Consider the following 24,411-nt stretch of genomic DNA (forward strand, 5'->3'; position numbering starts at 1 on the left):
TGGATACGGCGGTGATGGATGCGGAGTACTGGTTCACGAATCTGCGGGAGACGGTGCGTTTCGACCGGGCGCTGGAGACGCTGCTGGAGGCCGGGAACCGGGTCTTCATCGAGGTCAGTCCACACCCCGTCCTCCTCGGAGCCGTGGTCCAGAACGCCGACCACAAGGGCATGGCCGGCGTGACCGCGGTGGGCACCCTGCGCCGTGACGAAGACGAAATGCCGCAGCTGTTGCGGCACGCGGCCGAGGTGTTCGTCGCCGGCGTGGACGTCGACTGGCCGGTGTGGACGGGTGAAGGACGGCTGGTGGACCTGCCCGCCTACCCGTTCCAGCACCGGCGTTACTGGCAGCCCGCCGTCACCGGCACCGACGTGGGCGCCGTAGGACTCGACGCCGTACGGCACCCCTTCCTGGGCGCCGCGCTCACCCTGGCGGGCGGCGAGGACATCGTCCTGACCGGGCGGCTCTCCCGTACGTCCCACCCCTGGCTGGCGGACCACGCCGTCTTCGGCACCGTGCTCCTCCCCGGCACCGCCTTCGTCGAACTGGCACTGCGCGCCGCGGAAGAGGCCGGCTGCGCCGGCGTACGGGACCTGACCCTGCACGCGCCGCTGTCCCTGCCCGAGCACGGCGAGACCGACCTCCAGGTGCAGGTCGGAGCGGCCGGCGCCACGGGCCGCACGGTGGAGGTCCACTCCCGCCCGCACGGCACCCGGGAGTGGACCCACCACGCGAGCGGACTCCTGGTCGAGGAACCCGCCGCCGCGCCACCGGAGCCCGGCCGGCCACCGTACGGCACGGCCTGGCCACCCGAGCGGGCACACCGGCTGGACCCGGCCGCCCACTACGCGACCCTGGCCGGCATCGGGCTGGAGTACGGCCCGGCGTTCCAGGGGCTGTCGGACGTATGGCGGTCCGGTGACGAGGTGTTCGCGCAGGTCACCCTGCCCGGCCGGCAGGCGGAGGACGCGGCACGGTTCACCCTGCACCCGGCGCTGCTGGACGCGGCGCTGCAAGCGGCGGCGGCACGCGGGACGGAGGGCGGCACCGGGCGCACACCGCTGCCGTTCTCCTTCGGCCGCGTCACCGTGTACGGGCGGGGCGCGAGCGAGCTGCGGATCCGCATCGCGCCGAGCGGCCCGGACACCTTCACGGTCGAGGCGGCCGACCCGGCGGGCGTCCCGGTCGCCCGCGTCGACTCCCTCCTGGTGCGCGCCGTGACCGCCGACGACCTCACCCTCGCGGACAGCGGCACTCAGGCGCTGCTGTCCGTCGAGTGGACCGAGCACGACCAGGCCCCGGCCGCCGACAACGGCCCCGGCGCGCCGGCACCGACGCTCCTGAAGGTCACCGGCGCGGAAGCGGACACCGGGGACACGCCGGCCCGGATCCGTGCGGTGCTCCACGAGACACTGCGCGGTCTCCAGGAGTGGCTGGCGCGGGACCGGCCCGCCGGGGAGCGGCTGGTCGTCGTGACCCGCGGGGCCGTGCCGACCGGCGCCGAGGCCGAGGGCACGCCGGTCGACCTCGCCCACGCCGCGGTGTGGGGACTCGTGCGGGCGGCCCGCGCGGAGAACCCCGGCCGGATCGTCCTGGTCGACACCGACCCCGAGGAGAACGACCCCGAAGCAGACGACACCGACCGTCTCGCCCGCCTCGACGAGGAGATTCTCGGCGCCGTGCGCTCCGGACGGCCCGAGCTGGCGCTCCGGTCCGGCCGCCGGTACGCGCCCGCGCTGCGCCGGCAGGCGACCGACCCGGCCGGCGACGTCCGCGCCGCCCTCGGCACGGGCACCGTCCTGATCACCGGCGGCACGACGGGAATCGGCGCGCAGGTGGCCCGGCACGCCGCCCGCCTCGGCGCCCGGCACCTGCTGCTGCTGTCCCGGCGCGGCCCCGAGGCGGAGGGCGTCGAGACGCTGCGGGACGAACTCACGGCCGCCGGTGCCGAGGTCACCGTAGTGGCCTGCGACGTCGCCGACCGCGCCCAGCTGGAGCGGGCCCTCGGCGAGATCCCGGAACGCTACCCGCTGACCGCCGTCATCCACTCGGCGGGCGTCCTGCACGACGGCACGATCGAATCGGTCGACGCCGACGGCCTGGACCGGGTGCTGCGGCCCAAGACCGACGCCGCCTGGCACCTGCACGAGCTGACGGCGGCCGCCGACCTGTCCGCCTTCGTGGTGTTCTCGTCCGTCGCGGGCGTCCTCGGCGGGGCCGGACAGGGCGGCTACGGCGCCGCGAACGCCTTCCTCGACGCCCTGACGGAGCACCGCCGCCGCACCGGACTGCCCGGCCTGTCGCTGGCCTGGGGCCTGTGGGCCGAGGCCACCGGAATGACCGGGCACCTCGCCGAGACGGACCTGGAGCGGATCAGCCGCGGCGGGATCAGCCCGCTCGCCACCGAACAGGGGCTCACCCTCCTGGACGCCGCGCTGACCCGGCACGCCTCCGCCGACGGCACCGGTCACGCCGTACTGGTGGCGGCGGCCCTCAACCTGCCCGTTCTGCGCACCACCGAACCCGCCCTGCTGCCCCCGCTGCTGGCCGCGCTCGTCCCCGCGCGCCGCCGGGCCGCCGTACCCGCCTCCGGGACGCGGGCCGGCGCCGCCGGACCCGTCGTGCCGACCACCCGGGAGGCGGTGGTGGAGCGGCTGCGGTACCGGTTCGCGCGCACCATGGGCTTCGACGCCGACGACCTCGACCCGGCCGCCTCCCTGGTCGGACAGGGCCTGGACTCCGTGATGGCCATGCAGATCCGCGGCCTCGTCGAGGCCGACTTCGGCCAGAGCCTGCCGATCGCGACGATGTTCAACGGAGCCACCCTCGACAGCCTCGCCGACCACATCCTCGCCGAGGCCGCGACCGAGGCGGCCGGCCCCGAGGGCGCGACGCCGTCCACGGCGAGCGCGGCGGACCCGTCGGACACCGAGATCCCCGACGTCCCCGATGTCGCACACCACCCGGCCACCCGGGACGTCGTACGGCTGCTGCGCGCCGAGCAGCACGGCACCCCGAGCGTCACCCACCACATCGGACTGGCCGTACGACTCGACACCCCGACCACCGCCGACCGTCTCACCGAGGCGATCTCCCGGCTCGCCGGCCGGCACGCGGCGCTGCGCACCGCGATCGTCGCGGACACCGACGGCGGACAGCGGCTGGAGGTCCGCCGCACCCCGGCGGGCGAACTGGTGCGCTGGAGCGCGGTCGAGGACGGCACCGACCCGGACCGGCGGCTGTGCGCGCTGATGGAACCGCCGTTCGACCTGACACGCTCCCCGCTGTGGCGGTTCGAACTGCTCGCCTATCCGTCGGGCGACCAGATACTGGTGTTCGGCGCGCACCACGCCGTGTCCGACCTCGCGTCCCTCATGCTCGTCGCCCACGGACTCGGCGCCGAACTGACCGGCCAGGCACCGCCCGCCGTCGTCACCAACCGCGACATCGACCTCCTGCTGCGGGCCCAGGCGACCCCGCCCGACCGTCCCGGCGCACCGGCCGGCGAGCGGGCGACCGCGGGGGACTGGCGCGACGACTTCGCCGGGGTCCGGCGGCTCGACCTGGAACTGGCCCGCCCCCGCCCCGCCCGGCGCTCGCACCGCTCGGCCATGCACCTGGCCGGCCTGCCGCCCGAGCTGGCGCGGCGGGTGACGGACCGGGCGACCCGGCTGGGCATCACGCCCGCCGCGTTCTGGCTCGGCGCCCTGACGCTGCACCTGGCAAGGCTGCGCGCCCGGGACCGGTTCGTGCTGGCGGTGCCGGTGGACACCCGCATGCACGTCGGCGCGCTCGACGCCGTCGGATACTTCGGCCTGCCCATCCCGTTCGCCGCCCAGGTCGAGCCCGGCGACACCGGCACCGACGTGCTGCGGCGCACCGACGGGCGGCTCAGCCGGGTGCTCGAACGCGGCATCACCTTCTTCGACGCCATGCCGGCGCTGGTCCAGGAGGGGCTGCACCGCAAGGACGCCCCACTGGTGGAGGTGTACTTCAACTACATGCCACCGCAGGCCGGGGCCGCCGAGGGCCTTCGCGTCCTGCCGGCGGGCACCGGCTACTCCGACCTCGACCTGATGGTCACGGTGATGCCCGGCCTCGGGAAGGTGGGACTGGAGTACAACACCGACGTCCTCGACGACGCGCACTGCGCGGCCCTGGCCGAGGGTGTCCTCGCCGTCGCCGCCCGACTGGCCGACGAACCCGAGGCGGTGGTCGTGGAGCACGCGGCACGTGCGTCCGCCGACGGTTCCCCCACTGCCCCGGCCGGCCCGACGCCCACCGGCACCGTTCCGATGCCCGGCCCCCACCACCCGTCCGGGGAGGCGACCGGTCCGACCCCGCACGGCGCTCCCGTCACCCCGCAGGCCCCCGCCCCCGCCGGACAGGACGGCGCCCCCGCCGGCGGCCACCCGGCCGGCCAGATCGCGGTGGCGGCCACCTTCGCCCTCGGCAACCTCCCGGCCCTGCTGACGGTCGCCCTGGAGGACACCGACGTGGAGGGCGGCCCCTACGACGTCGTGGAGGCGCCCTACCACCAGGTCCTGGCCGCCCTGCACGACCCGGACGGCGTCCTCGCCCAGCCGGCCACCGCCGCCGGCCTGGTCCTGCTCCGTCCCGGCGACCTGACCCGCTTCGCCCCGCAGGACACCGGCCTGCTCGGCCAGCTCGCCGAGGAATACCCGGCCGCGCTGCGCGCCCTCGCCGACCGCACCCGCACCCCGCTCGTCGTCGCCTTCCTCCCGGAGCGGTCGCGGGACGAGCGGCTGCGTGCCTGGGAACGGGAGGTGACGGAACGACTGGCCGACCAGCCGGGCATCGCCGTCCTGTCCGCCGACTCCTGGGCCGGCGACCTGGCCGCCGACGGCGGGACCGTCCCCGCCGAAGCTGCCCCCGGCCCCCTCGACGGCATCTTCGACCAGCACACCGACGACATCGCCCATCTGCCGTTCGAGGAGGAGTTCCAGGCGGTGGTCGCGCTGCGCCTCGCCGATGTGGTCTGGAAGATCCGCCGCCGCGCGCCGAAGGTCATCGTGGTCGACGGCGACGAGACGCTGTGGAGCGGCATCGCCGGCGAGGCCGGACCGGAGAACGTCGACCTGACCGGCCCCCGCGCCCTGCTCGCCCGCCGGCTGCTGCAGTGGCGGGCGGCAGGCGTGCTGCTCGCCCTCGTCTCCAACAACGACGAGGAGACCGTGCACAGCGTCCTCGACCGGCCGGACAGCCTGCTGCGCCGGGAGCACTTCGCCGCCGTCTCCGCGGCCTGGGAACCGAAGTGGACCAGGATCGTACGGATCGCCGAAGACCTGAACCTCGGCCTGGACAGCTTCCTCTTCCTGGACGACAACCCGGTGGAGATCGCGGGGGTGCGCGCCCGGCTGCCCGAGGTGCTCAGCCTGACCTGCCCGCCCGCCGCCGAACTCGCCGACTTCGTCACCCGGCTGTGGCCCATGGTGCCGCGCGCGGCCACCACGGAGGACGCCTCCCGCGCCGAGTTCTACCGGCAGGAACGGGTACGCGACGCGGCCCGCGCCCAGCTGGGGTTCGCGGATTTCCTGGAGAGCCTCAAGCTGGAACTGGACATCGAGCCGGTCGGCACCGACACGGCCGAACGCACCATCCAGCTCAGCAGGCGCACCAACCAGTTCAACCTCCGGCCCCTGCCGCTGGACGCCGCCCGGCTCGAACGGCTCTGCCAGGAGGGCGAGGTGTGGACGGCGACCGCACGCGACCGGTTCGGCGCGTACGGACAGATCGGCGTCCTCGCCGTCCGGCCCGTCGACGGCGTGCTGGAGGTCGTCGCCTGGATGATGAGCTGCCGGGTCCTCGGCCGCGGCGTCGAGGACCGGCTGCTGGCCTGGCTGGCCGACCGCGCGGACGCCCTCGGGTGCGCGACGGTACGGATCGTGGCCGAGAACACCCCACGCAACACACCGGCACGGCGGCTCGTCTCCCGCCTGGGCGGCGGCGAGGTCGACGCGCCCCGGCTGGAGACGGCCCTGGCGCCGGAGCAACTCCGGGAGTTCCGTTCCTGGGACCTCGGATCGGACATCGCAGCGGAGGTCAGCAATGCCTGAGGCGGGCGGCGGCACGAACCGCGACCGCAGTGTCAGCCGTCGGCCCGACGAGGAGGTGATCGAGCGGCGCGGTCCCGGCCGCGGCCAGGCGGCCGATCTGCTGGCCCGCTTCCGCAGGTCGACGACCGGCCCGGCCCCACGGAACCCCGCCGGCCCGGCCACCCACACCCCTGCGGGCCAGACCCCTCGTACACCTCCGGATCCGGCTTCGCAGGCACCCACCGGCCCTACGACCCCACCACCCACGGCTCCGGCGTCCCGGACGCACCCCGGCCCGGTGCCGGAGGCGCCTGCCGGCCCGGCGGTGACGCCGGCGGCGCCAAACGGGTCGGCGGTGGCGCACCCCACCGCCGTCGACCCGCTCGCCACGGCCATCGCCGGCCTCGCCGCCCGCTTCCTGCCGGACGGCGCGGCCGACCTCGACACGGACCTGTTCGACGCCGGCCTGTCCTCCGTGGACGCGGTCGAACTCGTCGCGCTGATGACCCGCGAACTCGATCTGCGGATGAGCCTGGACGACGTCTTCGCGGACGCCCGCCCCCGGCGTCTGGCCCAGCGCGCCACCGGCACCACCGCGACGGCGGCCACGCCCCTTCCCGCGGCCCCCGCAGGCCACACGACCCCGGCCGGCGGCGCCGGTACCGCGGCGGACGAGGACGTGCGGACCATCCTCGCCGACCTGGCGCTGGCCGACCGCCTGCCGTTCAGCCGGCAGGCCGAGCGGGTCCGGCCGCGCCGGATCCTCCTCACCGGCGCCACCGGGTTCCTCGGCAGCCACATGCTGCTGGACCTGCTGCGCCAGAGCGACGCGGAGGTGGTGTGCCTGGTCCGCGCGGCCGACGACACGGCCGCCGCGGAACGCCTCGGCCAGGCCCTGGCGGGCTACGAGCAGCCGTGGACGTTCGAGGTGCGGCGGCGGGTCACCGTACTCGCCGGGGACATCCGGCAGCCGCGGCTCGGACTGACACCGGAACGCTGGGACAGCCTCGCCCACGAGACCGACTCCATCGTCAACGTGGCCGCCGCCGTGGACTTCCTGCGCGGCTACCCCTCCCTGCGGCAGACCAACGTACTGGGCCCGCTGCACCTCGCCGAGCTGGCGATGACCGGCCGGCCCAAGCCGCTGCACCACATCTCGTCGGTCGCCGTCTTCAACGAGGTCGGGATCGCCACGATGGCCGAGGACGATCCGATCGCCCACCTCGACCGGCTGTTCGCGGGCTACGACAAGTCCAAGTGGGCCGCCGAGGCCGCGCTGCGCCGGGCCCGCGAACACGGGCTGACCGTGACCTTCCTGCGGCCGGGCGCCATCGGCGGGCACAGCCGCACCGGCGTGTACAACCCGAGCGACCTGAGTACGGGGCTGATCGGGGCGATCTCCCGCTTCCGCACCGTACCGGCGTTCCGGTACCTGAACCTGGCGCCGGTGGACTGGGTCGGCAAGGTCGCCGCCGCCGTCGTCCTCGACCCGCGGGCGTGGGGCCGCAACTACCACCTGACCGGCCGCGCGGAGACCCTGCCGGAACTGGTCAAGGACATGAAGCTGGCCGGGATGAACGTCCGCACCATGGGCTGGCAGCAGTGGCGCGAGGAGCTGCTGCGGCGCCAGGAGACCGACCCGGTGCCCGAACTCGACTTCCTGGCCCGCATCCTGAGCAGTCCGACCGCCGTCAAGCTCTTCGAGGCGCTGATGTTCGGCCCGGCGGCGGACGCCGAACGCACCGAGGAGTTCCTGGCCCGCAACGAACTGCCGCTGCCCGAACGCTACGGCTCCGAGGCCCAGTTGAAGGCGTTCGAGCGGATGGCATGCGACGGCGTGGCCCGGCTGCCCAGCCGCGAGGACCCGCCGTACCTGTCGTTCCGGGAACGGATGAAGGGCCAGGTCGGCCCGGTCGGCCAGGCACCCGACACCACCTGCCGGACGGCGTTCACGCTGTCCATCGCGAGCATGTACCAGGTCGTCCGGCACCGCAGGGTCGACGTCCGCGGCCAGGTCTTCTGCGAGCGGCTGCACGCCGAGCCGCTGACCGTGCGGGACGGCGAGATCTGGGTCCGCCCCGACGAGGGCGTACCGCACCGGCACGGCAACGACCACCCGCTGCTGCGCTACCGCCTGACCCTCGAGGACCGGGACGGCGGCCGGTGGTGGCTGGAGGGCTGGAAGACGGCCCGGGCCCGGCGCGACTTCTGGGCGCAGACCCGCACATTGGAGATCACGATCGGCCGCGAGGGCGAGCCGGCGAGCCTCGCCGGTGTGATCCGGGTCCCGGGCCGCAGCTATGTGCCCGACCAGATCGACGGCATCCGGGTCGACCCGCGCCTGTCGTCGCAGGAGCAGCGGCTGGCCAAACTCAGCTGGCTGTCGTGGTTCTTCGTCCAGGTCGGCATGGGGCTGGCGGAGCCGTCGATGCGGGCCGCCGCCGAGCTGCTGGACCTGCGGCGGGACGCGATCGACCGGGACAAGGACAAGCTGCGGCACAAGTTCAGGAAGCTGATGATCCAGAAAGAGGAGATCCGATGACGCCGAGGCCCCTTCACCACGCCCTCGGCGCCCGGGTCGAGGACATCCCGTTCACCGCGTCCGACGGCACCCGGCTCGGACTGACCCGCGTCGTGGCCGGGGACGGCGCCGACCGGCCGCCCGTCCTGGTCCTGCACGGGCTGACGGCCTCCTCCGACATGTTCGTCCTGCCCGAGACCCGCAACCTGGTCGACGTCCTGCTGGACGCGGGCTACGAACCGTGGCTGCTCGACTGGCGGGGCAGCTGCCGGCTGCCGTACAACGAGGGCCGGGTGCGGTACACCTTCGACGACGTGGCCCTCTACGACATCCCCGAGGCCGTCTCCCTGGTGCGCCGGCACACCGAGGGCCGTCCGCTGCTGGTCGTCGCGCACTGCATCGGCGCCCTGTGCCTGTCGCTGAGCATGACGGCCGGGCTGGTGCCGGGGCTGGCCGGCGTGGTCGCGCAAGGGGTGTTCCTCACCCCGAAGATGTCCTGGAAGACCCGGGCCCGGCTGCACTTCGGCGGAGAGCTGCTGCGGTCCCGGTTCGCGCACATCCCCACCGACATCAAGAAGGTGGGACTGTGGTCGAAGTACTCCCTGCTGTTCGCGGAGGTCTCCCTCGGCGCCGAGTGCAAGGACCCCAACTGCCAGATCCTGCACAATGACTCGTGGGGCGTGGGCGGTTCGCTGTTCGTGCACGACAACCTCGACCGGCGTACCCACGACCGCCTCGCCGACCTGTACGGCACCGTGCCCATGTGGGTCCTGCCACATCTGCGCGCCATCGAACTGGCCCACACCATGATGCGGTTCAACGACGCCGACGGCCGCTACGACGTGCTGCCGAAGAACGCCCTGGACAACGCCGACCGCATCGACGCCCCGCTGATGCTGCTGTCCGGGGACGAGAACCGCTTCTGGTACGACTCCAACAAGCTGTGCCACGAGATCCTCGGCCGCCGGCATCCGGGCCTCGACGTCCGGTACGTGGAGGTGCCGGGCTACGGCCACCTGGACACGTTCATCGGCCGGGGTGCCGCGCTGGACGTGTTCGGGCACATCGTGGACTTCCTCGACGAGTGCCGGCGGGCCGGTGAACGCCCGCGACTCGCCCCTTCCGCCGGTCCCCGAGCGTAGGGGGCCCGGTGACCTCGGACGGCATCCGGCGGGGCGGCGTGCGCGGGACCGGTGCGGTGCTGCCGGTCATCGTCCTCGCGGTGTTCACGGTCCCGCTGTCGGTGTCCGGCACGGCCGTGTCGCTGGGCGACATCGCCCGCGACCTCGGGTCCTCCTCCCTGGGGGAGCAGTGGGCGCTCAACGGGTTCACGCTGACCTTCGCCTGCTCCACGCTGGTGTGGGGCTCCGTCGCGGACGTCCTCGGCCGCTGGCGGTCGCTCCTGGCCGGGCTGGTGACGTTCGGCGCCGGGTCGGCCGCCAGCCTGGTCGCGGTCGACTACTGGATGCTGGACTCCGCCCGGCTGCTGGCGGGCGCGGGCGCGGGCGCCGTGTTCTCGGTGGGGTCGGCGATGCTGTCGTCGGTGTACTCCGGTGAGCGCCGTACGCGTGCCTTCGCCGTGCTGGGCTCGGTCGCGGGCCTCTCCCTCGCCTTCGGTCCGACGCTGTGCGGTGTGCTCACCCAGCTCGTCGGCTGGCGTCCGGTCTACGCGGCACAGCTGTGCTGCCTGGCCGTCGCCTGCGCCGGCATGCCGCTGATCCGCCGGGCCACGGCGCACGAACGCCGCCGCGCGGCCCGCGTCGACGCCGCCGGTGCGGTGCTCTTCTGCGCGGCGACGACCCTGCTGCTCGGCGGACTGGCACTCGGCTCGGCGACCGGCTGGGCCTCCCCGCCGTTCCTCCTCTGCACGGCCGCCGGACTCGCCGGCTACGGCCTCTTCGTCCGCCGCGAGTCCACCGCGCCGGACCCCCTGCTGAGCCTGCGCACCCTGCGCGACCGGCGCTTTGCCGCGATGACCCTCGTCGTCGCGGTCTCCTCGTTCACCTTCACCAACGCGGTCGCCTACCTGCCGGTGTTCTTCCAGGGCGCCTACGGCTCCTCGGCGGGCGCCAGCGGCGCGTTCCTGATGTTCCTGACCCTGCCCGTCCTCGCCACCCCGCTGGTCGCCGGCCGCCTGGCGGCCCGGGGCACGGCCGTGGACAGGATCCTGGTCGTGAGTATCGCCCTGCTCGTCGCGGGCCTGCTGGCGACGGGCGCGACCGCCCCCCGGGGCATGGCCTGGATGGCACTCCCCATGGCGGTCGTCGGCATCGGCTTCGGACTCCAGGCCGGCCTGGTCGACGGCGAGGCGCTGGCACAACTCCCGGAGAACGAGGCGGGCATGGCGGCCGGCTGGATCAACACCGTCCGCCTCGGCAGCGAGGCGATCGGCGTGTCCCTCTTCGGCTCCCTCTTCGCGGCCTTCTCCGGCGACACCACACACGCCTCCCGCCCCGGCTTCGCCTGGATCACCATCGCCTCCACGGCCCTGGCGGCGACGATCGGCACGGCATCCCTCCCCCTCCTGCGCCACCCCCGCCCGGCGGAGGCACTCGGAAAGGGTGATCGTCGGCGGGCCCGGCCGTCGTAGGGGGCCGGTGCGGTACGCCGGCCGCTCACCCGTAGTAGTCCGCCTCGGGGACGGTGTCGCCCTCCGGGTAGCCATACGCGGCGTGGACCGTCGTGAACAGCGCCTCGTGAACGGCCCTCGCCGCACCGATGAGTTCGTTGAACAGGGCCTTCATCTGGTTCTCGGTGTTCGTGTACCAGGTGTCGAAGTCCGTGCGGTCGCGCCCGTTGCCCAGATCGGTGTTCCGCTTCACGTCCCGGGCCACCTGGTCGGTGATGGTCGCGACGAGGTTCTCCCGGAGGGCCACCAGGGCCGCCCCGTTGTTCCAGTTCGGCGTACCGCAGTGGCGCAGCGCCTCCCTGACCTGCGTGACGAAGGCGCCGTAGCGGAGGGAGTTGGGGTCGTTGCCCTGCGCGTCCAGCGGCTCCCCGCTCGTCGCGGACCGGAAGCGCTCGTTGTCGCGCAGTTCCGCCGCCAGCGTCGCCGCCTCGTTCAGGCTCTTCTTGTGGACCTCGTAGTTCCAGGTCGTGGTCGCCCGGCGCACGTTCTGCTCGTGGGTGAGCTTCCCCTGGCCGTCGAGCAGGCTGATGCGGTCCGTGACCCGGCGGCCCAGGGACGTACCGGCCTCCTTGGCCAGTGCGTCGAGGGCGTTGAAGATGTGCTCGCCCTGCGCGTGGGCGCCCCCGGCCGCCTTGGCCCGCTGGACGGGCGTTCCGACGTCCCGGCCCGTGTCGGCGGCGCGCTGTACGGGTTCGCCGCGCTGCGGGGCCGGCCCGGCGAGGACGCGCGCGGCGTTGGCCTCGGCCTCGCGCTCGAATCGGTCCGAGGGGTCGGAGACGCGCAGCCCGGAACCGTTGTCGGTGCCGGAGACCGGGCCCTGCCGCTGCTGGATGACGTGGGTGAGTTCGTGGGCGAGGGTGTGCCGGTCCGCGCCGCCGTCGCCGATGACGACGTGGTGGCCGCTGGTGTAGGCCCGGGCGCCCACCTCGGCGGCGGACGCGCGGGCCGCGCTGCCCGTGTGGACGCGGACGTCGGAGAAGTCCGCGCCGAGCCGCGCCTCCATGTCGGTGCGGACGGAGTCGTCCAGCGGCCGGCCGGCCGAGCGCAGCACGTCGTGCACGGTGGACCGCTGCACGGCCGGGCCGTGGTCGTGACCGTGGTGGGTGTCGCGCCGCTCCTCGACCATCCGTGTCACCGCCGCGTTGCCGACCGCGCGCTGCAGGGATCCGGCGGTCGCCGGGGACATGCCCCCGGTGACGGCCGGCGCCACCGCCGGCGCCTGTCGTGTCGGGTGCGGCAGGCGCCGCTGACCGGCGTTCTTCTCCGGCTGTTCCTTGGCGTGCATGTCGGGACGGCCCCTCTCTGATCTTGATCGCCCTCTACCCCTACAGAGCCGGAAGCCCCGGGGGAAGGTACGGAGGGGCACCATCGGGTGCACGAGGGACCGCCCGGGTGTCGGTGCCGCGCGGCACCATTCGGCATGCGGCGGGTGGCGGGCGGGCCGTCACCGTACGACGCGCCACCGGTTGTCGGCCGTGCCGTCGTCCGGGGCCTGGACCGCGAAGGCGCCGATCGCGGTGGAGCCGTTCGCGATGGCGAGCAGCTTCCCGCTGTGGACATTGCGGATCTTGCAGGTGCCGTCGCCCTGGTCGAGCAGGGCCCACCGGTGGTCGGCGGTGCCGTTGTCCGACCACTGCAGGACGGTGGCGCCGTCGGCCGTGGACATGTCCAGCACGCCGAGCACCTTGCCGCTGTGGGCGTTGCGGATGCGGTACGCGTCGCCGTCGGGGAGCAGCTCCCAGTCGTGGTCGGCGGTGCCGGAGTCGGACCACTGCAGGGCCCGGCCGCCGTCGGCGGTGGACATGTCCTGGATGCCCAGCACCAGGCCGCTGGCCGCGTTGGCGAGGCGGACGGTGGCCGCGCCGCCGGTGTTCCAGTAGACGGTGTAGTTGTGGCCGTGCGCGTCGTAGAACGGGCCCAGGCCGACGGTGGCGCCGTTCGCGGTGGCGGTGAAGGCGAGCGCGGTGGAGCTGGTGCGCCGGATCGAGGAGGCGTCCAGGGCGGGCAGCGAACCGAGCGCGGTGTCGCCGTAGTTGCCGGACAGGACGACCGGGCCGTGGGCGATGGTGGCGACAGCGGGGTTGTCGTTGGCCGGCCGCAGCACGGTGCGCATGGGCAGGCGCACGGTGACGGTGTCGCCGGACGCCCAGGCACGCGTCAGGACGGCGTAGCCGCCGGGGGTGGTGGCGATGTCCTGCACGGCGCCGTTGACACTGACGGTGGCCCCGCTGGTCCAGCCGGGGACGCGGATGCGCATCGTCCAGGTCCCGCCGGCGTCTCCGGTGACCCGCAGGGTCGTGGTGTCGCTCGCCGGGTACGACGTGGTCTGGGTGACGGTGATGCCGCGCTGGGTCCAGGTGAGCACGGAGGGCACGAACAGGTTCACCGTCAGGGTGGTGCCGGCGTAGAAGTAGACGGAGTCCATCAGCCGGGTGTGCATCTCCAGGCCCGTGCCCTGGCAGCACCAGAAGGTGGTGTAGTCGGTGCTCCAGGTGCCGCCGCCCCAGGCCGGGCCGACGCCCCGGCGGCCTCCGGGGTTGAGCGGGGTGAAGTAGGTGACGTGGCCGTGCGGGTCGGCCGGGTTCTGCTGGCCGATCATCTGGTTCAGCCACGCCTGCTCGTAGAAGTCGAACAGCTCGGCCCGGTCCGGCGTCAGCGCGAACAGCTCCCGGGTGAGCGTGAGCATGTTGACGGTGTTGCAGCTCTCGCAGGTGTCCTGGCGCAGATAGGCGGCGATGGCGTCCGGCGCGCGGAAGTGCTCCGCCTGGCTGTTGCCGCCGATGGCGTAGGTGTGCGCGTGGACGCAGAAGTTCCAGGCGTTGGCGGCGATGTCCCGGTAGCGGGTGGTGCCGGTGGCCTTGTACGCGCGCACCGCCCCGATCCACTTGGGCACCTGGGTGTTGGCGTGCAGCCCGGCCAGCCGGTCCTGGCCCGCCGCCAGCGGGTCGAACACCGCGGCGTGGTCGAACCGCTGGGCGACGGTGAGCCACCGGGCGTCGCCGGTCTGCTGGTACAGGTCGGTCAGGACGGCGTTCATACCGCCGAACTCCGTGCCCAGCATGGCCTGCGTCTGCGCGGCGCTCAGCCGGCCGGTGCGCCGGTCGACCCAGCCCGCCAGGGCCAGCAGCACGTCGCGGGCCTGCGTGCTGCCGATGTGCCGCCACACGTCCAGCAGCCCGGTCAGGGTCTTGTGGATGGTGTAGTACGGCACGTTCCCGTTGGACAGGGTGCGCGCCTCCAGGGCCGTGAAGTCGGACTCGGGATAGCCGGAGAGGTAGCCCGCGCCGAACCCGGCGGCACTGTTGTTGGCCTGGCACTTGGCCAGCTCGGCGACCATGTACAGGGCCTTGTCCCGGCTGACGGTGTCCCCGCTCACCGCGTACGACTGCGCCCAGGCGGTGAGGAAATGGCCCTGGACATGGCTGCGGAAGGGGAAGTCGGGTGCCTCCCAGCCTCCGGTGGCGGCCGCTCCGCCGGTGGACAGACGGTGGTTGGCGCGGAAGTTGTACAGCAGCCGGTCGACGTCGACGAACCGCAGATAGCTCTGGGTCCGGTTCTGGTTGTCCAGCCATCTGCTCGCGGTCAGCCTGACCTGGCCGAGGGCGAACGGGAAGACCTGGGCCCCGATGTCGGTCCGGGCCGGGGGTACGGCGGCCTGGGCGGCGGCGCCGAGGACGGGCCCCGCGGCGGACATCGCGGCGGTGGCCCCGGCGAGCTGGAGGAGACGTCGTCTGCTGACGGAGGAGGACATGGGTGCACCCTTTCGGTGAGGGCCCCTGCCGGTGGGGAGGCGCGGGTCCGCCGGCCTGGTAGGTGTCGAGCGGCGCACGAACGCCCGTCGGGGGCGCGCGGGGGAGTACCTCGTGAGCGGCGTCTCGGACGCCGCCCTGCCGAGCCGTTCACTGACTTCAATGTTCGTGATATCGAACGTTGTTCGCGGAGTCGACGAGACCATAGTGGCGTGACGATGGGTCGTCAATGAGTTCGGCGACGGATCCCGTCTTGTGGCACAAATGTGCCTGCCGTAGACAAGATGTTGCCAAGGTTCGTATCGTGCAGAGCGTTCGCCGTGCGGCGGGCACCGGTTCGGGGCCGTCCGGCCCCCGGGACGTGGAGGCTGTGGATGCGGATCAGCGGAGCGACCGTGCTGCTCACCGGGGCGACCGGCGGGATCGGCCGCGCCCTCGCTCGCCGGCTCGCCGGCGAGGGGGCCAGGCTGGTGCTGACCGGCCGCCGGGAGCGGGCGCTCAAAACGCTCGCGGACGAGACGGGCGCCCGGGCACTGGTCGCGGATCTCGCCGACCGGGACCAGGTCCTCCGGCTCGCCGAGGCGGCGGCGGACACGGAGGTACTGGTGGCCAACGCCGCCCTGCCGGCCAGCGGAGACCTGCTGGAATACACCGACGGGCAGATCGAACGAGCCCTGGCGGTGAACCTTTACGCGCCGATTCTGCTGGCCCGCCACCTGGCCCCGCGGATGGCCGCGGCCGGACACGGGCACCTCGCCTTCGTCGGATCGATGTCGGGCAAGGCCGCGACGCCGTACTCCTCGCTGTACACCGCCACGAAGTTCGGACTGCGCGGATTCGCGCACAGCCTGCGCCAGGATCTGGACGTGGCCGGGGTCGGCGTGTCGTTGGTGCAGCCCGGTTTCGTGGGGGAGGCGGGGATGTTCGCCGACACCGGCGCCGAGGTGCCGAGCGGTGTGCGGACCGTCTCGCCCGACCAGGTCGCCGCGGCCGTGATCCGTTCCGTCACGGAGAACCGCGGCGAGATCAACATCGCTCCGGCGAAGTTGCGGTGGCGCTGTGCCGTCGCCGGGCAGTTCCCCGACTTCGCGTCGCGCGCCCGGCGAGGGGCCGGGCCGTCGGACTCGGTGCGCCGGATCGTGGAGGCACAGCGCGCCGCGCGCTGACCCGGCCCCCGCCGGCGGCCGGGGTCAGCCGGCGCCGCCGAGCATCGCGGCGGTCAGGACGCCGCCGGCGACGCCCCAGCCTCCGTCGGCGACCTCGTCGACGAGCACGACGGTGGTGGGGCGGGCCCGCTCGCCGTAGATCTCCGCGTACAGGTCGGTGGTGCGTTCGACGATCTTCTTCTTGTCCTCGGCGGTGAGGGTGCCGGCGGGGACCTTGAAATGAGCGAAGGGCATGGCGCTCTCTCCTGGGATCGGCTTCTTCTCGGGATGCGGAGATCTCCGGCGGAGGGCCGGTGATCGTTCTTGGGGGTGCGGGAGCCGTCCGGCCGCGTCGTCAGACCATGCCGCCGTTGGCGCGCAGGATCTGCCCGTTCACCCAGTGCCCTTGCGGACTGGTGAGGAAGGCGACCACCTGCGCGATGTCCTGCGGCGTGCCCAGCCGCTCCAGCGGCGGGGTCTTGGCGAGCCGGTCGACCTCGTCCGCCGACTTGCCTTCGAGGAACAGATCCGTGGCGGTGGGGCCGGGCGCGACGGTGTTCACGGTCACGTCCCGGCCGCGCAGTTCCCGGGCGAGGATCAGCGTCATCGCCTCGACGGCGCTCTTGCTCGCCGTGTACGCGCCGTAGGCGGGGAACCGCGTACCGACCACGGAGGTCGAGAACCCCACGAACGAGCCGCCCGCCCGCAGCCGCCGTGCCGCCTGCCGCGCGACGACGAAGGCCCCGCGCACATTGGTGCGGAACACCGCGTCGAGCACCGCCAGGTCCAGCTCGGCGATCGGCGAAAGGGCCATGCGCCCGGCGGAGTTGACGACGACGTCCACACCGCCGAACTCCTCCTCCGCCCGGTCGAACAGCGCGGCGACCGCGTCCTCGTCCGCCACGTCGCCCCGCACCGCGATCGCCCGCCCGCCGGCGGCGGTGATCGCGGCCACGGTCTCCTCGGCGGCGGCCGCGTCACGGGCGTAGTTCACGACGACGGCCAGGCCGTCCCCGGCGAGTTTCCGGGAGACGGCCCGCCCGATGCCGCGCGATCCGCCGGTGACGACGGCGACCCGGGGGGCCGATGACGGCTGGGGGACCGAGGACGGCCGAGTGGAAGGGATCGCGTTCATGTGTCCAGCGTGAACGGCGCGGGCCACCGGAACCAGGGGATGCCATCCCCTGTCTCCGCACCCCGCCCGCGGGCACCATGGGGACCATGGGTTCCGCGAAGTACACCGAGCTGGGCGCCTTCCTGCGTTCGCGGCGTGAACGGATCCGTCCGGCGGAGGTGGGGCTGCCCACCGGGCCCCGGCGCCGGGTGCCCGGGCTGCGGCGGGACGAGGTCGCCCAGCTCGCCGGGGCATCGGTGGACTACTACAACGAGCTGGAACGCGGGGCCGGCTCCCAGCCGTCCGAGCAGATGATCGCGGCCCTGGCCAGGGCGCTGCGCCTGACCGCCGACGAGCGCGACCACCTCTACCACCTGGCCGGACGCCCGGTGCCCGGGCAGGGCGGCCCCGCCGCGCACGTACACCCCGGCATGCTCGACCTGCTGCGACGCATGACGTCGACACCCGCGCAGGTCATCACCGACCTGCACGTCACCCTCGTGCAGAACCCGCTCGCGGTGGCCCTGCTCGGGGACCAGTCCGGCTTCCGCGGCGCCCGGGCCGGCTTCGTCCACCGGTGGTTCACCGAGCCCGAGACCCGGCGCCTCTACCCCGAATCCGACCACGACGGCCACTCCCGCTCCTTCGTCGCCGACCTGCGGGCCGCCGCCGCCAGGCGGGACGCGAAGGACACCGAGGCCGCCACGGTGATCGCCACGCTGCTCGACCGCTCCGCCGAATTCGCCGCGCTGTGGGCCGACCACGACGTGGCCTTCCGGCGAGACGAACGCAAACGCCTCAACCATCCCGCGCTCGGTCTGATCCACGTCAACTGCCTCAACCTGTTCAGCGAGGACGGCCGGCAACGACTGCTCTGGTTCACCCCCGTGGCCGGCACCGACAGCGCCTCCCTGTTCGACCTGCTCACCGTCATCGGCACCCAGGACATCGCCGACGCACCAGGCTGACCGGGATCTCTCCTGCGAGGGGGCGTACGCCGCGCCGTCCGGGCCCGCTCCGGTGCGCCCCGCCCCCTCGCTCCCCCGGAGGCGTGTTTTCCGCCGGTCGGACCCCGCGCGTGCCACTGTGGCCTCGCCGAATGCCGCATCGCACGGAGGGAGCGGGCAGTGGAACTGCGGAAGGCCGCGCAGGAGGGCATCACGGGTACGGACGACGACGCCTACCGGAAAGCCTTCGACGTGTTCCTCGCCGGGTCGGACGAGAAGGCCGTCACCCACGCCTACCTGCGCCAGGTGGTGGACCGACTGCCCGCTCGGCGGGTGTTCCTGGACATCGGCGCCGGCCCGGGGACGACGACGCGGCATCTCGCCCCGCTCTTCGAGCGCACCGTGTGCGTCGAGCCGAGCGAGCCGATGCGGCGGGCGCTGGCGCGGGCGTGCCCCCAGGCGGAGGTGGTGGCCGAACCGGTCGGCGAGGCCCGGGTGGACGCGCGGGCCGACCTGGCCCTGCTGTCGCACGTGCTGTACTACGTCCCGCGCGCCGAGTGGGCGGCGACGACGGCACGCATCATGGAGTGGGTGGCGCCGGGCGGGGTCCTGCTGGTGCTGCTGCAGAACCCTGACAACGCGTGCATGCGCATGGTGCGGCACTTCACCGGCCGCCACTACGACGTACGCGAACTCGTCGGCGAACTGGCGACCCTCCCGCCCGGACTGGCCGGCCGCACCGGACTGGACGTCGTACCCGCCCGGTACCGCGGGCGGAACCTGGAGGAGACCCTCGCGGTCGCCGACTTCCTCCTCAGCGTCCCCGACGCCCCCTCCGCCACCCGCGCGGCGGTCGAGGCGTACGTACGACGGCACTTCGGCGACGACGACGGCACGTACACCTTCCGCCACGACCAGCACGTCCTGCGCATCGAACGCCCGGCACCGTGACCGTGCGCGGCGGCGCACGGCGGCGGCCCCGGCCAGGAGACCGCTCGGACGGCCGCCGAGCCAACCGAACAGAGCGCCGACCCGTTACCCACCTCCTCGCGGCCCCGCCGACATCCCCGCCCGGCGAGCACCCGGAGGCGGCGGCCCGTTCAGCGCAGGGCGATGAGCGCGATGGCGGCGGCCGCGCACACCAGCCCGGCGACCTGCCGCCGGGTCAGCCGCTCCTTCAGGAAGACCAGCGCCAGCAGCACCGGGACGGCCGGATAGAGCGCCGACAGCACGGTGGCCACGGCCATCAACTGGTGCCGGGTGGCCGCCAGATACAGGATGATCGCGACCGCCCCCACCGCACCGGCCGCGGCGGCCACCGCCGCCGGCCGCCCGGGCACCCTCACCGGAGCCCGGTACAGGGCGAGCACCGCGGCGATCACCACGACGGACACGACCCGGCTGACCACGACCGGCCACAGCCCGCCGTCCCCTCCCACCCGGGCCATCGCCAGGAACTGCACCCCGATACCGGCGCTCGCCGTCAGCGCGGCCGGCACCCCCGCGGTCACCGGCGGGCCCTCGCCGCCCGGACCGGGACCGGGCGCCTGCGCGACGAGCCACAGCGCGGGCACGACGACCACGATGCCGGCCCAGGCGACCGCGGCCGGCCGCTCGTCCAGCAGGGCGACCCCCACCAGGACGGGCAGGGCGACGGCGCCCACGTCGCTGACCGGTACGACGACGCTCATCTTCCCCTGGGACATCGCCCGGTAGAGGAAGGCGACCCCCACCCCCGTACCGGCACCCGACAGCGCGCCGAACCCGTAGTCACCCGCCGTCGCCGGGCCGCCGGCCGACGACAGGGCCGCCACCAGCGCGACCACGGTGCCGGCGAGCTGTGCGTACAGGGCCACGGTGATGCCGTCGACGCGGCGGGAGACGAGCCCGGCCGCGAAATGGGTCGCGCCGAAGCAGAGCGCGGAGGCCAGCGCCAGGGTCTCACCCACGGTCCCTCCTCCCGGACGGCAGCGGACTCTCCCGGGGCGGCGGGGCAGCGGCTCGCGAAGGCATACCGACCGCCCTACCCGCGATCCCCGCGATGATGGCACCCGCCCCGGCGGCGGCACCGGCCGCCCCACAGCGGCATGGTCGCGGTCTGTACGATCCCGCGATCTCCCCCTTAGCGTCGAATGGTTGGCCGACGAGCCCGGCAGCCCTGCCGGGGGAGGGAGGCGAGACATGACGGTCCTGTGGGGCGTGTCCTTCGACGCGACACCCCTGTCCGGAGTGGTCGTCGAATTCGCGAAGACCGCCCGGCACTTCCACGACCGGGGCTACGAGGTGCACCTCGACCTCGGCTACGACATCAAGGCGGACAAGGGACGGTTCTTCGTCCCGTACCGTGACGAGGCCCGGCTGCTGCCGCCCTGGATACGCCTGTCGCGATTACCGGGGCTCGACACCGTGGCCGGGTACGACGCCGCGCTGGTGACCGAGGTCCTCCAGGAAGTCGTCGAGAAGGGCGACCCGCGGCTGCTGCCGCGGGTGGAGCGGACCGCGGACGCCCTGTGCGAACGGGTCCTGTCCCTGTGGGAAGCGCTCGGCGTCACCCGGGTGCTGGTGGAGAACGGCACCCTGCCGGAGAACATCATGGTCACCCGCGCCCTGCACCAGGCGATCGTCGCCTACGGCGCCCGGCACCGCCTGGGCCGCTACGTTCTGTGGCGCGACCACGACCTGATGTGGCAGAGCGAGCCCGGCAGCGGCAAATACGGCAGCCCCCCGTACCCGCACGTCCCGCCGCTGCTCGACTCCGTCCACGTCCGCTATCTCGCGCTGCACGAGCGGGCCAGGGCCCTCACCCGCGCCTGGGCGCCGCACGTACGCCACATCGACGTCCTGCCGAACGCGTTCCCGCACCGGGCGGCGACGGCGGGCCCGCACAACGCGTCCTTCCGCGCCGACCACGCGATACCCGACGGCGCCCGGCTGATCGCGCGCACCACCCGGATCATCCCGCAAAAACGCATCGACCGTGACATCCACCTGATCGCCCGGCTCGCGCGCACCATGGACGTCCGCCTGTTCGTGGCCGGCGACACCGGGGAGGACCCCCGCGAGTACCGGCGGCTGACCGCGCTCGCCGCCCGGCTCGGCGTCACCGGCCGGATCGTCTTCGGCGGCTGGCTCGCCCCGGACCCCGACGCGGCCGGCACGCCCGCCGGCGGCGGCCCCTCCGTCCGCGACCTGCTGGCCCACGCCGACCTGGTGTCGTTCCTGACCTCCTACGACTACGACAGCTACGGGAACCCCATCGGCGAGGCCATCGCCGCCAAGGTCCCCTACATCACCAGCGCCTACGAGCTGTATCCGACGGTGTACGGCGACAAGGGCTTCCGCGCACCCGTCCTGCACGACGACCTGCCGACCCCCGCGTTCGTGAACGAGGTGGCACAGCTGTTGAACGACGACGACCTGCGGTCCGCGACGGTGGAGCACAACCACCGGCTGGGCGCCCGCTCCTTCGGCCGGTCGGCCGCGGCCGGCCTGCTCGACCGCCTCGTCCTCACCCCGATGGGCCTCCGGACCCGGATGAGCGTGGTCCTCCCCGTGTACAACGAGGCCGCCCAGCTGACCGCCGTGCTGGAGTCGCTGTACGACCAGCGCGACGGCGACGGCCGGCTCGACCCGGAGCTGTACGAGATCGTGGTGGTCGACAACAACTCCACCGACGACACCGTGGCACTGGCCGAGCGCTTCGCGGCCGGCCACCCCGACCTGCCCCTGCACATCGTCCGCGAACCCGAGCAGGGCGTCTCGTGCGCCCGCCGCACCGGCATGCGGTTCGCCGCCGACCGCAGCGCCGGCCGGCCCGCCGGGGCCGAACGGTTCTACCTCGTCTCCGCCGACGCGGACTGCCGGGTGGACCCCCGGTGGCTGGCCACACTCCTGGAGGCGATGGACGACAGCGGCGCCGACATCGGCGTGTGCGACTACTTCTACCGCGCCGAGCACTTCGCGGACCGGCCCCGCCTGTGGGACGCGATCTCCCGCACCCTGCGCTGCCGCCAGGTGGCCTTCTCCCTCTTCGGCGGCTTCCCCGACGGCAAGGGGTTCGCCGTCGAACGCCGGGCGCACGACCGGGCGGGCGGCATCGAGATCTTCTACCAGGTGGAGAACGGCCGCTTCGTCAACCACCTCTCCGACGACTGGGACTTCGGCATCAAGGTGTCCGCGCTCGGCGGCAGCCGGGTGTACGTCCCCGCCTCCAGGGTGGAGATCAACCCGCGCCGGGTGGACCACGCCCTGGAGGAGGTGATCGAGGGCAAGGCCTACGGCTCGCACGGCACCATCGTCATGCGGGACATCCGCCCCGCCACCGACGACCGCCGGACCCCGCCCGTCCGCGACCTCACCGAGGACGAGGCGCGCCGCGCCTGGGAGTTCTCCATCAAGGACTTCACCCCCAAGAACCTCCTGCTGCCCGTCCTGCTCGACCCGGACCTGCTCTCCACCGCCCCGGTGCGGGACTTCTTCGGCGCCCCGCTCGCCGACGCGCTGCGGCAACGCGTCGAGGAGATCGTCGACGAGATGCGCATCCTGGACTTCACCCCCATCCACCGCTACAAGACCCCGTCCTTCCGCCTCTACTTCGAATTCGCCGACCAGCTCTTCGAGCGGCTGCGGGCGACCGTCGGCGACGACATCGGCCACCCGCCACCCCTGCCGCCCTGCCTGGCGGACGTCCCCCGCGAGCGGTTCCGGGAGTTCGTCGCCTACTACTGCGAGGACCGCGAATCCGGCGAGGCCCACGACTACTTCGGCAACGGGGGTGTCTTCTGATGACCGACCCCGCGCTCGACTCCCTGCTGGCGGTGGACCCCTCCGCACCGGTCCCGGACGCCGTCCACGCCCTCGCCGCACCCGAGAACCGGCACCTGCTGGACTACGTGCGGGAGGACCCGTTCGGCGCCCATGTCTTCCCGGGCGACATCGAGGGCTACGACCCCGAGTGGTTCCTGGACGACCTCGACACCCAGCTGAGCACCACCGCGCCGATCCACCTGTGGGCGTACATCCCCACCTGCGCCTACCGCTGCCGGTTCTGCCAGTACCCGGTCGTCATCGTCAAGGGCCCCCGGGAGACGGTGGACCGGCGGGCGGCGCAGTGGGTGGACTGGAACATCCGGGAGGCCCGGCTCTGGCTGCGCAGGCTCCCGCACCTGGCCGCGGCACCGGTGGGCGAGTTCAACGTGTTCGGCGGCACCCCGTCGCTGCTGCCCGCCGACCAGATCCGCCGGCTGCTCGACTTCTACCGCGAGAACTTCGGCTTCGGCCCCGGCACCACCGTACGGTTCGAGGGCGACCCCACCACCTTCACCCCGGAGAAACTGGAACTGCTCGCCGAACTCGGCTGCGGCAGGATCTCCAGCGGGGTGCAGTCCTTCGACGACCACGTGCTGCGCCTGAGCGGGCGCGAACACACCGCCGCCGCCTGCACGGACTTCATCCGCCGGGCCAAGGCCACCGGCTTCGAGCGGGTCGGCGTGGACCTGATGTACGGCCTGCTCGACCAGACCGTGGACAGCGTCCGGCGCGACCTGGAGACCGTACTGGAACACGAGCCCACCGCCGTGGTGTGCACCAAGCTGCACCTGCGGGACTTCGCCGACACCCGCACCGGCGTCTCGGGGGTGCGGCCCGCCGCCTGGCAACTCCCCGGGTACCGGGCCCGGCTGGCGTCCCGGGGGCACCACTGGCCCACGCTCGGCGAGCAGTACCAGATGCGGGAGACCCTCACCACCGGGCTGCGCGCGGCCGGCTGGACGGAGCATCCGACGATGTACTTCGCCCGGCCCGGAGCCGGCCCGGAGAAGTGGAAGTCCCTCATGGCCGACCAGGACCGGCAGCGGCCCGAGGTCGCCATCGGCCTGGGCGGCAGCTCCAGCTGCCACCGCTCCGAGGCGATGACGGACGTCGACTGGCGGCGGTACGGCGACGCGGTGCGGGCCGGGCGGATCCCCCTGGACTCCGCCACCGGGTTCACCGCGCGGGCCCGGGAGACGAGGGCCATCACCATGGCGCTGTCCACGCTGCGCCCGCTGCGCGAGGACGTGCACCAACGGCGCTTCCCCGGTTCCTCGCTCTTCGGACCCGATCGGCGCGAAGGCTTCGACTCCCTGTGCCGCCGGGGGCTCCTGGAGACCGACGAGGCCGCGGGCACGGTCACGCTCACCCCGGTGGGGGAGACCCTGGTGGAGGCGATCATCAACACCGAGCTGACGGCGCGGCCGGACACCTGAGCGGA

At 73.6% G+C, this 24,411-nt stretch carries 14 protein-coding genes; 9 read left to right on the top strand and 5 right to left on the bottom strand.

The window, feature by feature from the left end:
• The first annotated feature begins 14 nt into the window (after positions 1-14).
• The 4 genes from ACZ4W9_RS31935 (at position 15) to ACZ4W9_RS31950 (ending at position 11,167) form a co-directional block, all read left to right on the top strand.
• A complete protein-coding gene (locus ACZ4W9_RS31935; RefSeq protein WP_467941585.1) occupies positions 15-6,077 on the top strand; it encodes an HAD-IIIC family phosphatase in 6,063 nt (2,020 codons plus the stop codon).
• Between the two features lie 334 nt (positions 6,078-6,411).
• Positions 6,412-8,598: a thioester reductase domain-containing protein gene (locus tag ACZ4W9_RS31940; RefSeq protein WP_467941587.1), complete on the top strand. Its 2,187-nt coding sequence runs from the start codon at positions 6,412-6,414 to the stop codon at positions 8,596-8,598.
• A complete protein-coding gene (locus tag ACZ4W9_RS31945; protein WP_467941588.1) occupies positions 8,595-9,719 on the top strand; it encodes an alpha/beta hydrolase in 1,125 nt (374 codons plus the stop codon). The genes ACZ4W9_RS31940 and ACZ4W9_RS31945 overlap by 4 nt, the downstream gene beginning before the upstream one ends.
• Before the next feature lie 8 nt (positions 9,720-9,727).
• Positions 9,728-11,167, top strand: coding sequence for an MFS transporter (locus tag ACZ4W9_RS31950; RefSeq protein WP_467941590.1), 1,440 nt, complete (start codon positions 9,728-9,730; stop codon positions 11,165-11,167).
• Positions 11,168-11,192: 25 nt separating this feature from the next.
• On the opposite strand, the gene ACZ4W9_RS31955 is transcribed toward ACZ4W9_RS31950, so the two are convergent.
• Positions 11,193-12,491 (bottom strand): eCIS core domain-containing protein, encoded by a 1,299-nt coding sequence (locus ACZ4W9_RS31955; protein WP_467941592.1) that lies wholly within the window; start codon positions 12,489-12,491, stop codon positions 11,193-11,195.
• A 159-nt stretch (positions 12,492-12,650) separates the two neighbouring features.
• Complete coding sequence (locus tag ACZ4W9_RS31960) at positions 12,651-14,957, bottom strand: beta-L-arabinofuranosidase domain-containing protein (protein ID WP_467941594.1); 2,307 nt, start codon at positions 14,955-14,957, stop codon at positions 12,651-12,653.
• Between the two features lie 372 nt (positions 14,958-15,329).
• On the opposite strand from ACZ4W9_RS31960, the gene ACZ4W9_RS31965 reads away from it, so the two are divergent.
• On the top strand, positions 15,330-16,121 hold the full coding sequence (locus ACZ4W9_RS31965; RefSeq protein ID WP_467941596.1) for an SDR family NAD(P)-dependent oxidoreductase: 792 nt from the start codon (positions 15,330-15,332) through the stop codon (positions 16,119-16,121).
• 24 nt (positions 16,122-16,145) lie between these two features.
• Here the strand turns inward: ACZ4W9_RS31965 and ACZ4W9_RS31970 are convergent, their stop codons facing one another.
• Together ACZ4W9_RS31970 and ACZ4W9_RS31975 are read right to left on the bottom strand one after the other, a co-directional pair.
• Positions 16,146-16,355 (bottom strand): 4-oxalocrotonate tautomerase family protein, encoded by a 210-nt coding sequence (locus ACZ4W9_RS31970; RefSeq protein ID WP_467941598.1) that lies wholly within the window; start codon positions 16,353-16,355, stop codon positions 16,146-16,148.
• A gap of 100 nt (positions 16,356-16,455) precedes the next feature.
• On the bottom strand, positions 16,456-17,235 hold the full coding sequence (locus tag ACZ4W9_RS31975) for an SDR family oxidoreductase (protein WP_467941600.1): 780 nt from the start codon (positions 17,233-17,235) through the stop codon (positions 16,456-16,458).
• A gap of 86 nt (positions 17,236-17,321) precedes the next feature.
• Between ACZ4W9_RS31975 and ACZ4W9_RS31980 the strand changes: the two genes are divergently transcribed.
• Both ACZ4W9_RS31980 and ACZ4W9_RS31985 read left to right on the top strand, forming a co-directional pair.
• On the top strand, positions 17,322-18,182 hold the full coding sequence (locus ACZ4W9_RS31980) for a helix-turn-helix transcriptional regulator (protein WP_467941602.1): 861 nt from the start codon (positions 17,322-17,324) through the stop codon (positions 18,180-18,182).
• Between the two features lie 159 nt (positions 18,183-18,341).
• Positions 18,342-19,112: a class I SAM-dependent methyltransferase gene (locus ACZ4W9_RS31985; protein ID WP_467941604.1), complete on the top strand. Its 771-nt coding sequence runs from the start codon at positions 18,342-18,344 to the stop codon at positions 19,110-19,112.
• 149 nt (positions 19,113-19,261) lie between these two features.
• Here the strand turns inward: ACZ4W9_RS31985 and ACZ4W9_RS31990 are convergent, their stop codons facing one another.
• Positions 19,262-20,110 carry an EamA family transporter gene (locus ACZ4W9_RS31990; RefSeq protein WP_467941606.1) on the bottom strand — a complete coding sequence of 283 codons (849 nt, stop codon included), beginning with the start codon at positions 20,108-20,110 and terminating at the stop codon, positions 19,262-19,264.
• Between the two features lie 232 nt (positions 20,111-20,342).
• Here ACZ4W9_RS31990 and ACZ4W9_RS31995 point away from each other — a divergent pair, with 232 nt between their 5' ends.
• Complete coding sequence (locus ACZ4W9_RS31995; protein ID WP_467941608.1) at positions 20,343-22,946, top strand: glycosyltransferase; 2,604 nt, start codon at positions 20,343-20,345, stop codon at positions 22,944-22,946.
• Positions 22,946-24,406 carry a radical SAM protein gene (locus ACZ4W9_RS32000; protein ID WP_467941610.1) on the top strand — a complete coding sequence of 487 codons (1,461 nt, stop codon included), beginning with the start codon at positions 22,946-22,948 and terminating at the stop codon, positions 24,404-24,406. Before ACZ4W9_RS31995 ends, ACZ4W9_RS32000 begins: the two co-directional genes overlap by 1 nt.
• The last annotated feature ends 5 nt before the right edge of the window (positions 24,407-24,411 follow it).

It is taken from the genome of Streptomyces sp. NPDC029296 (assembly GCF_055569255.1).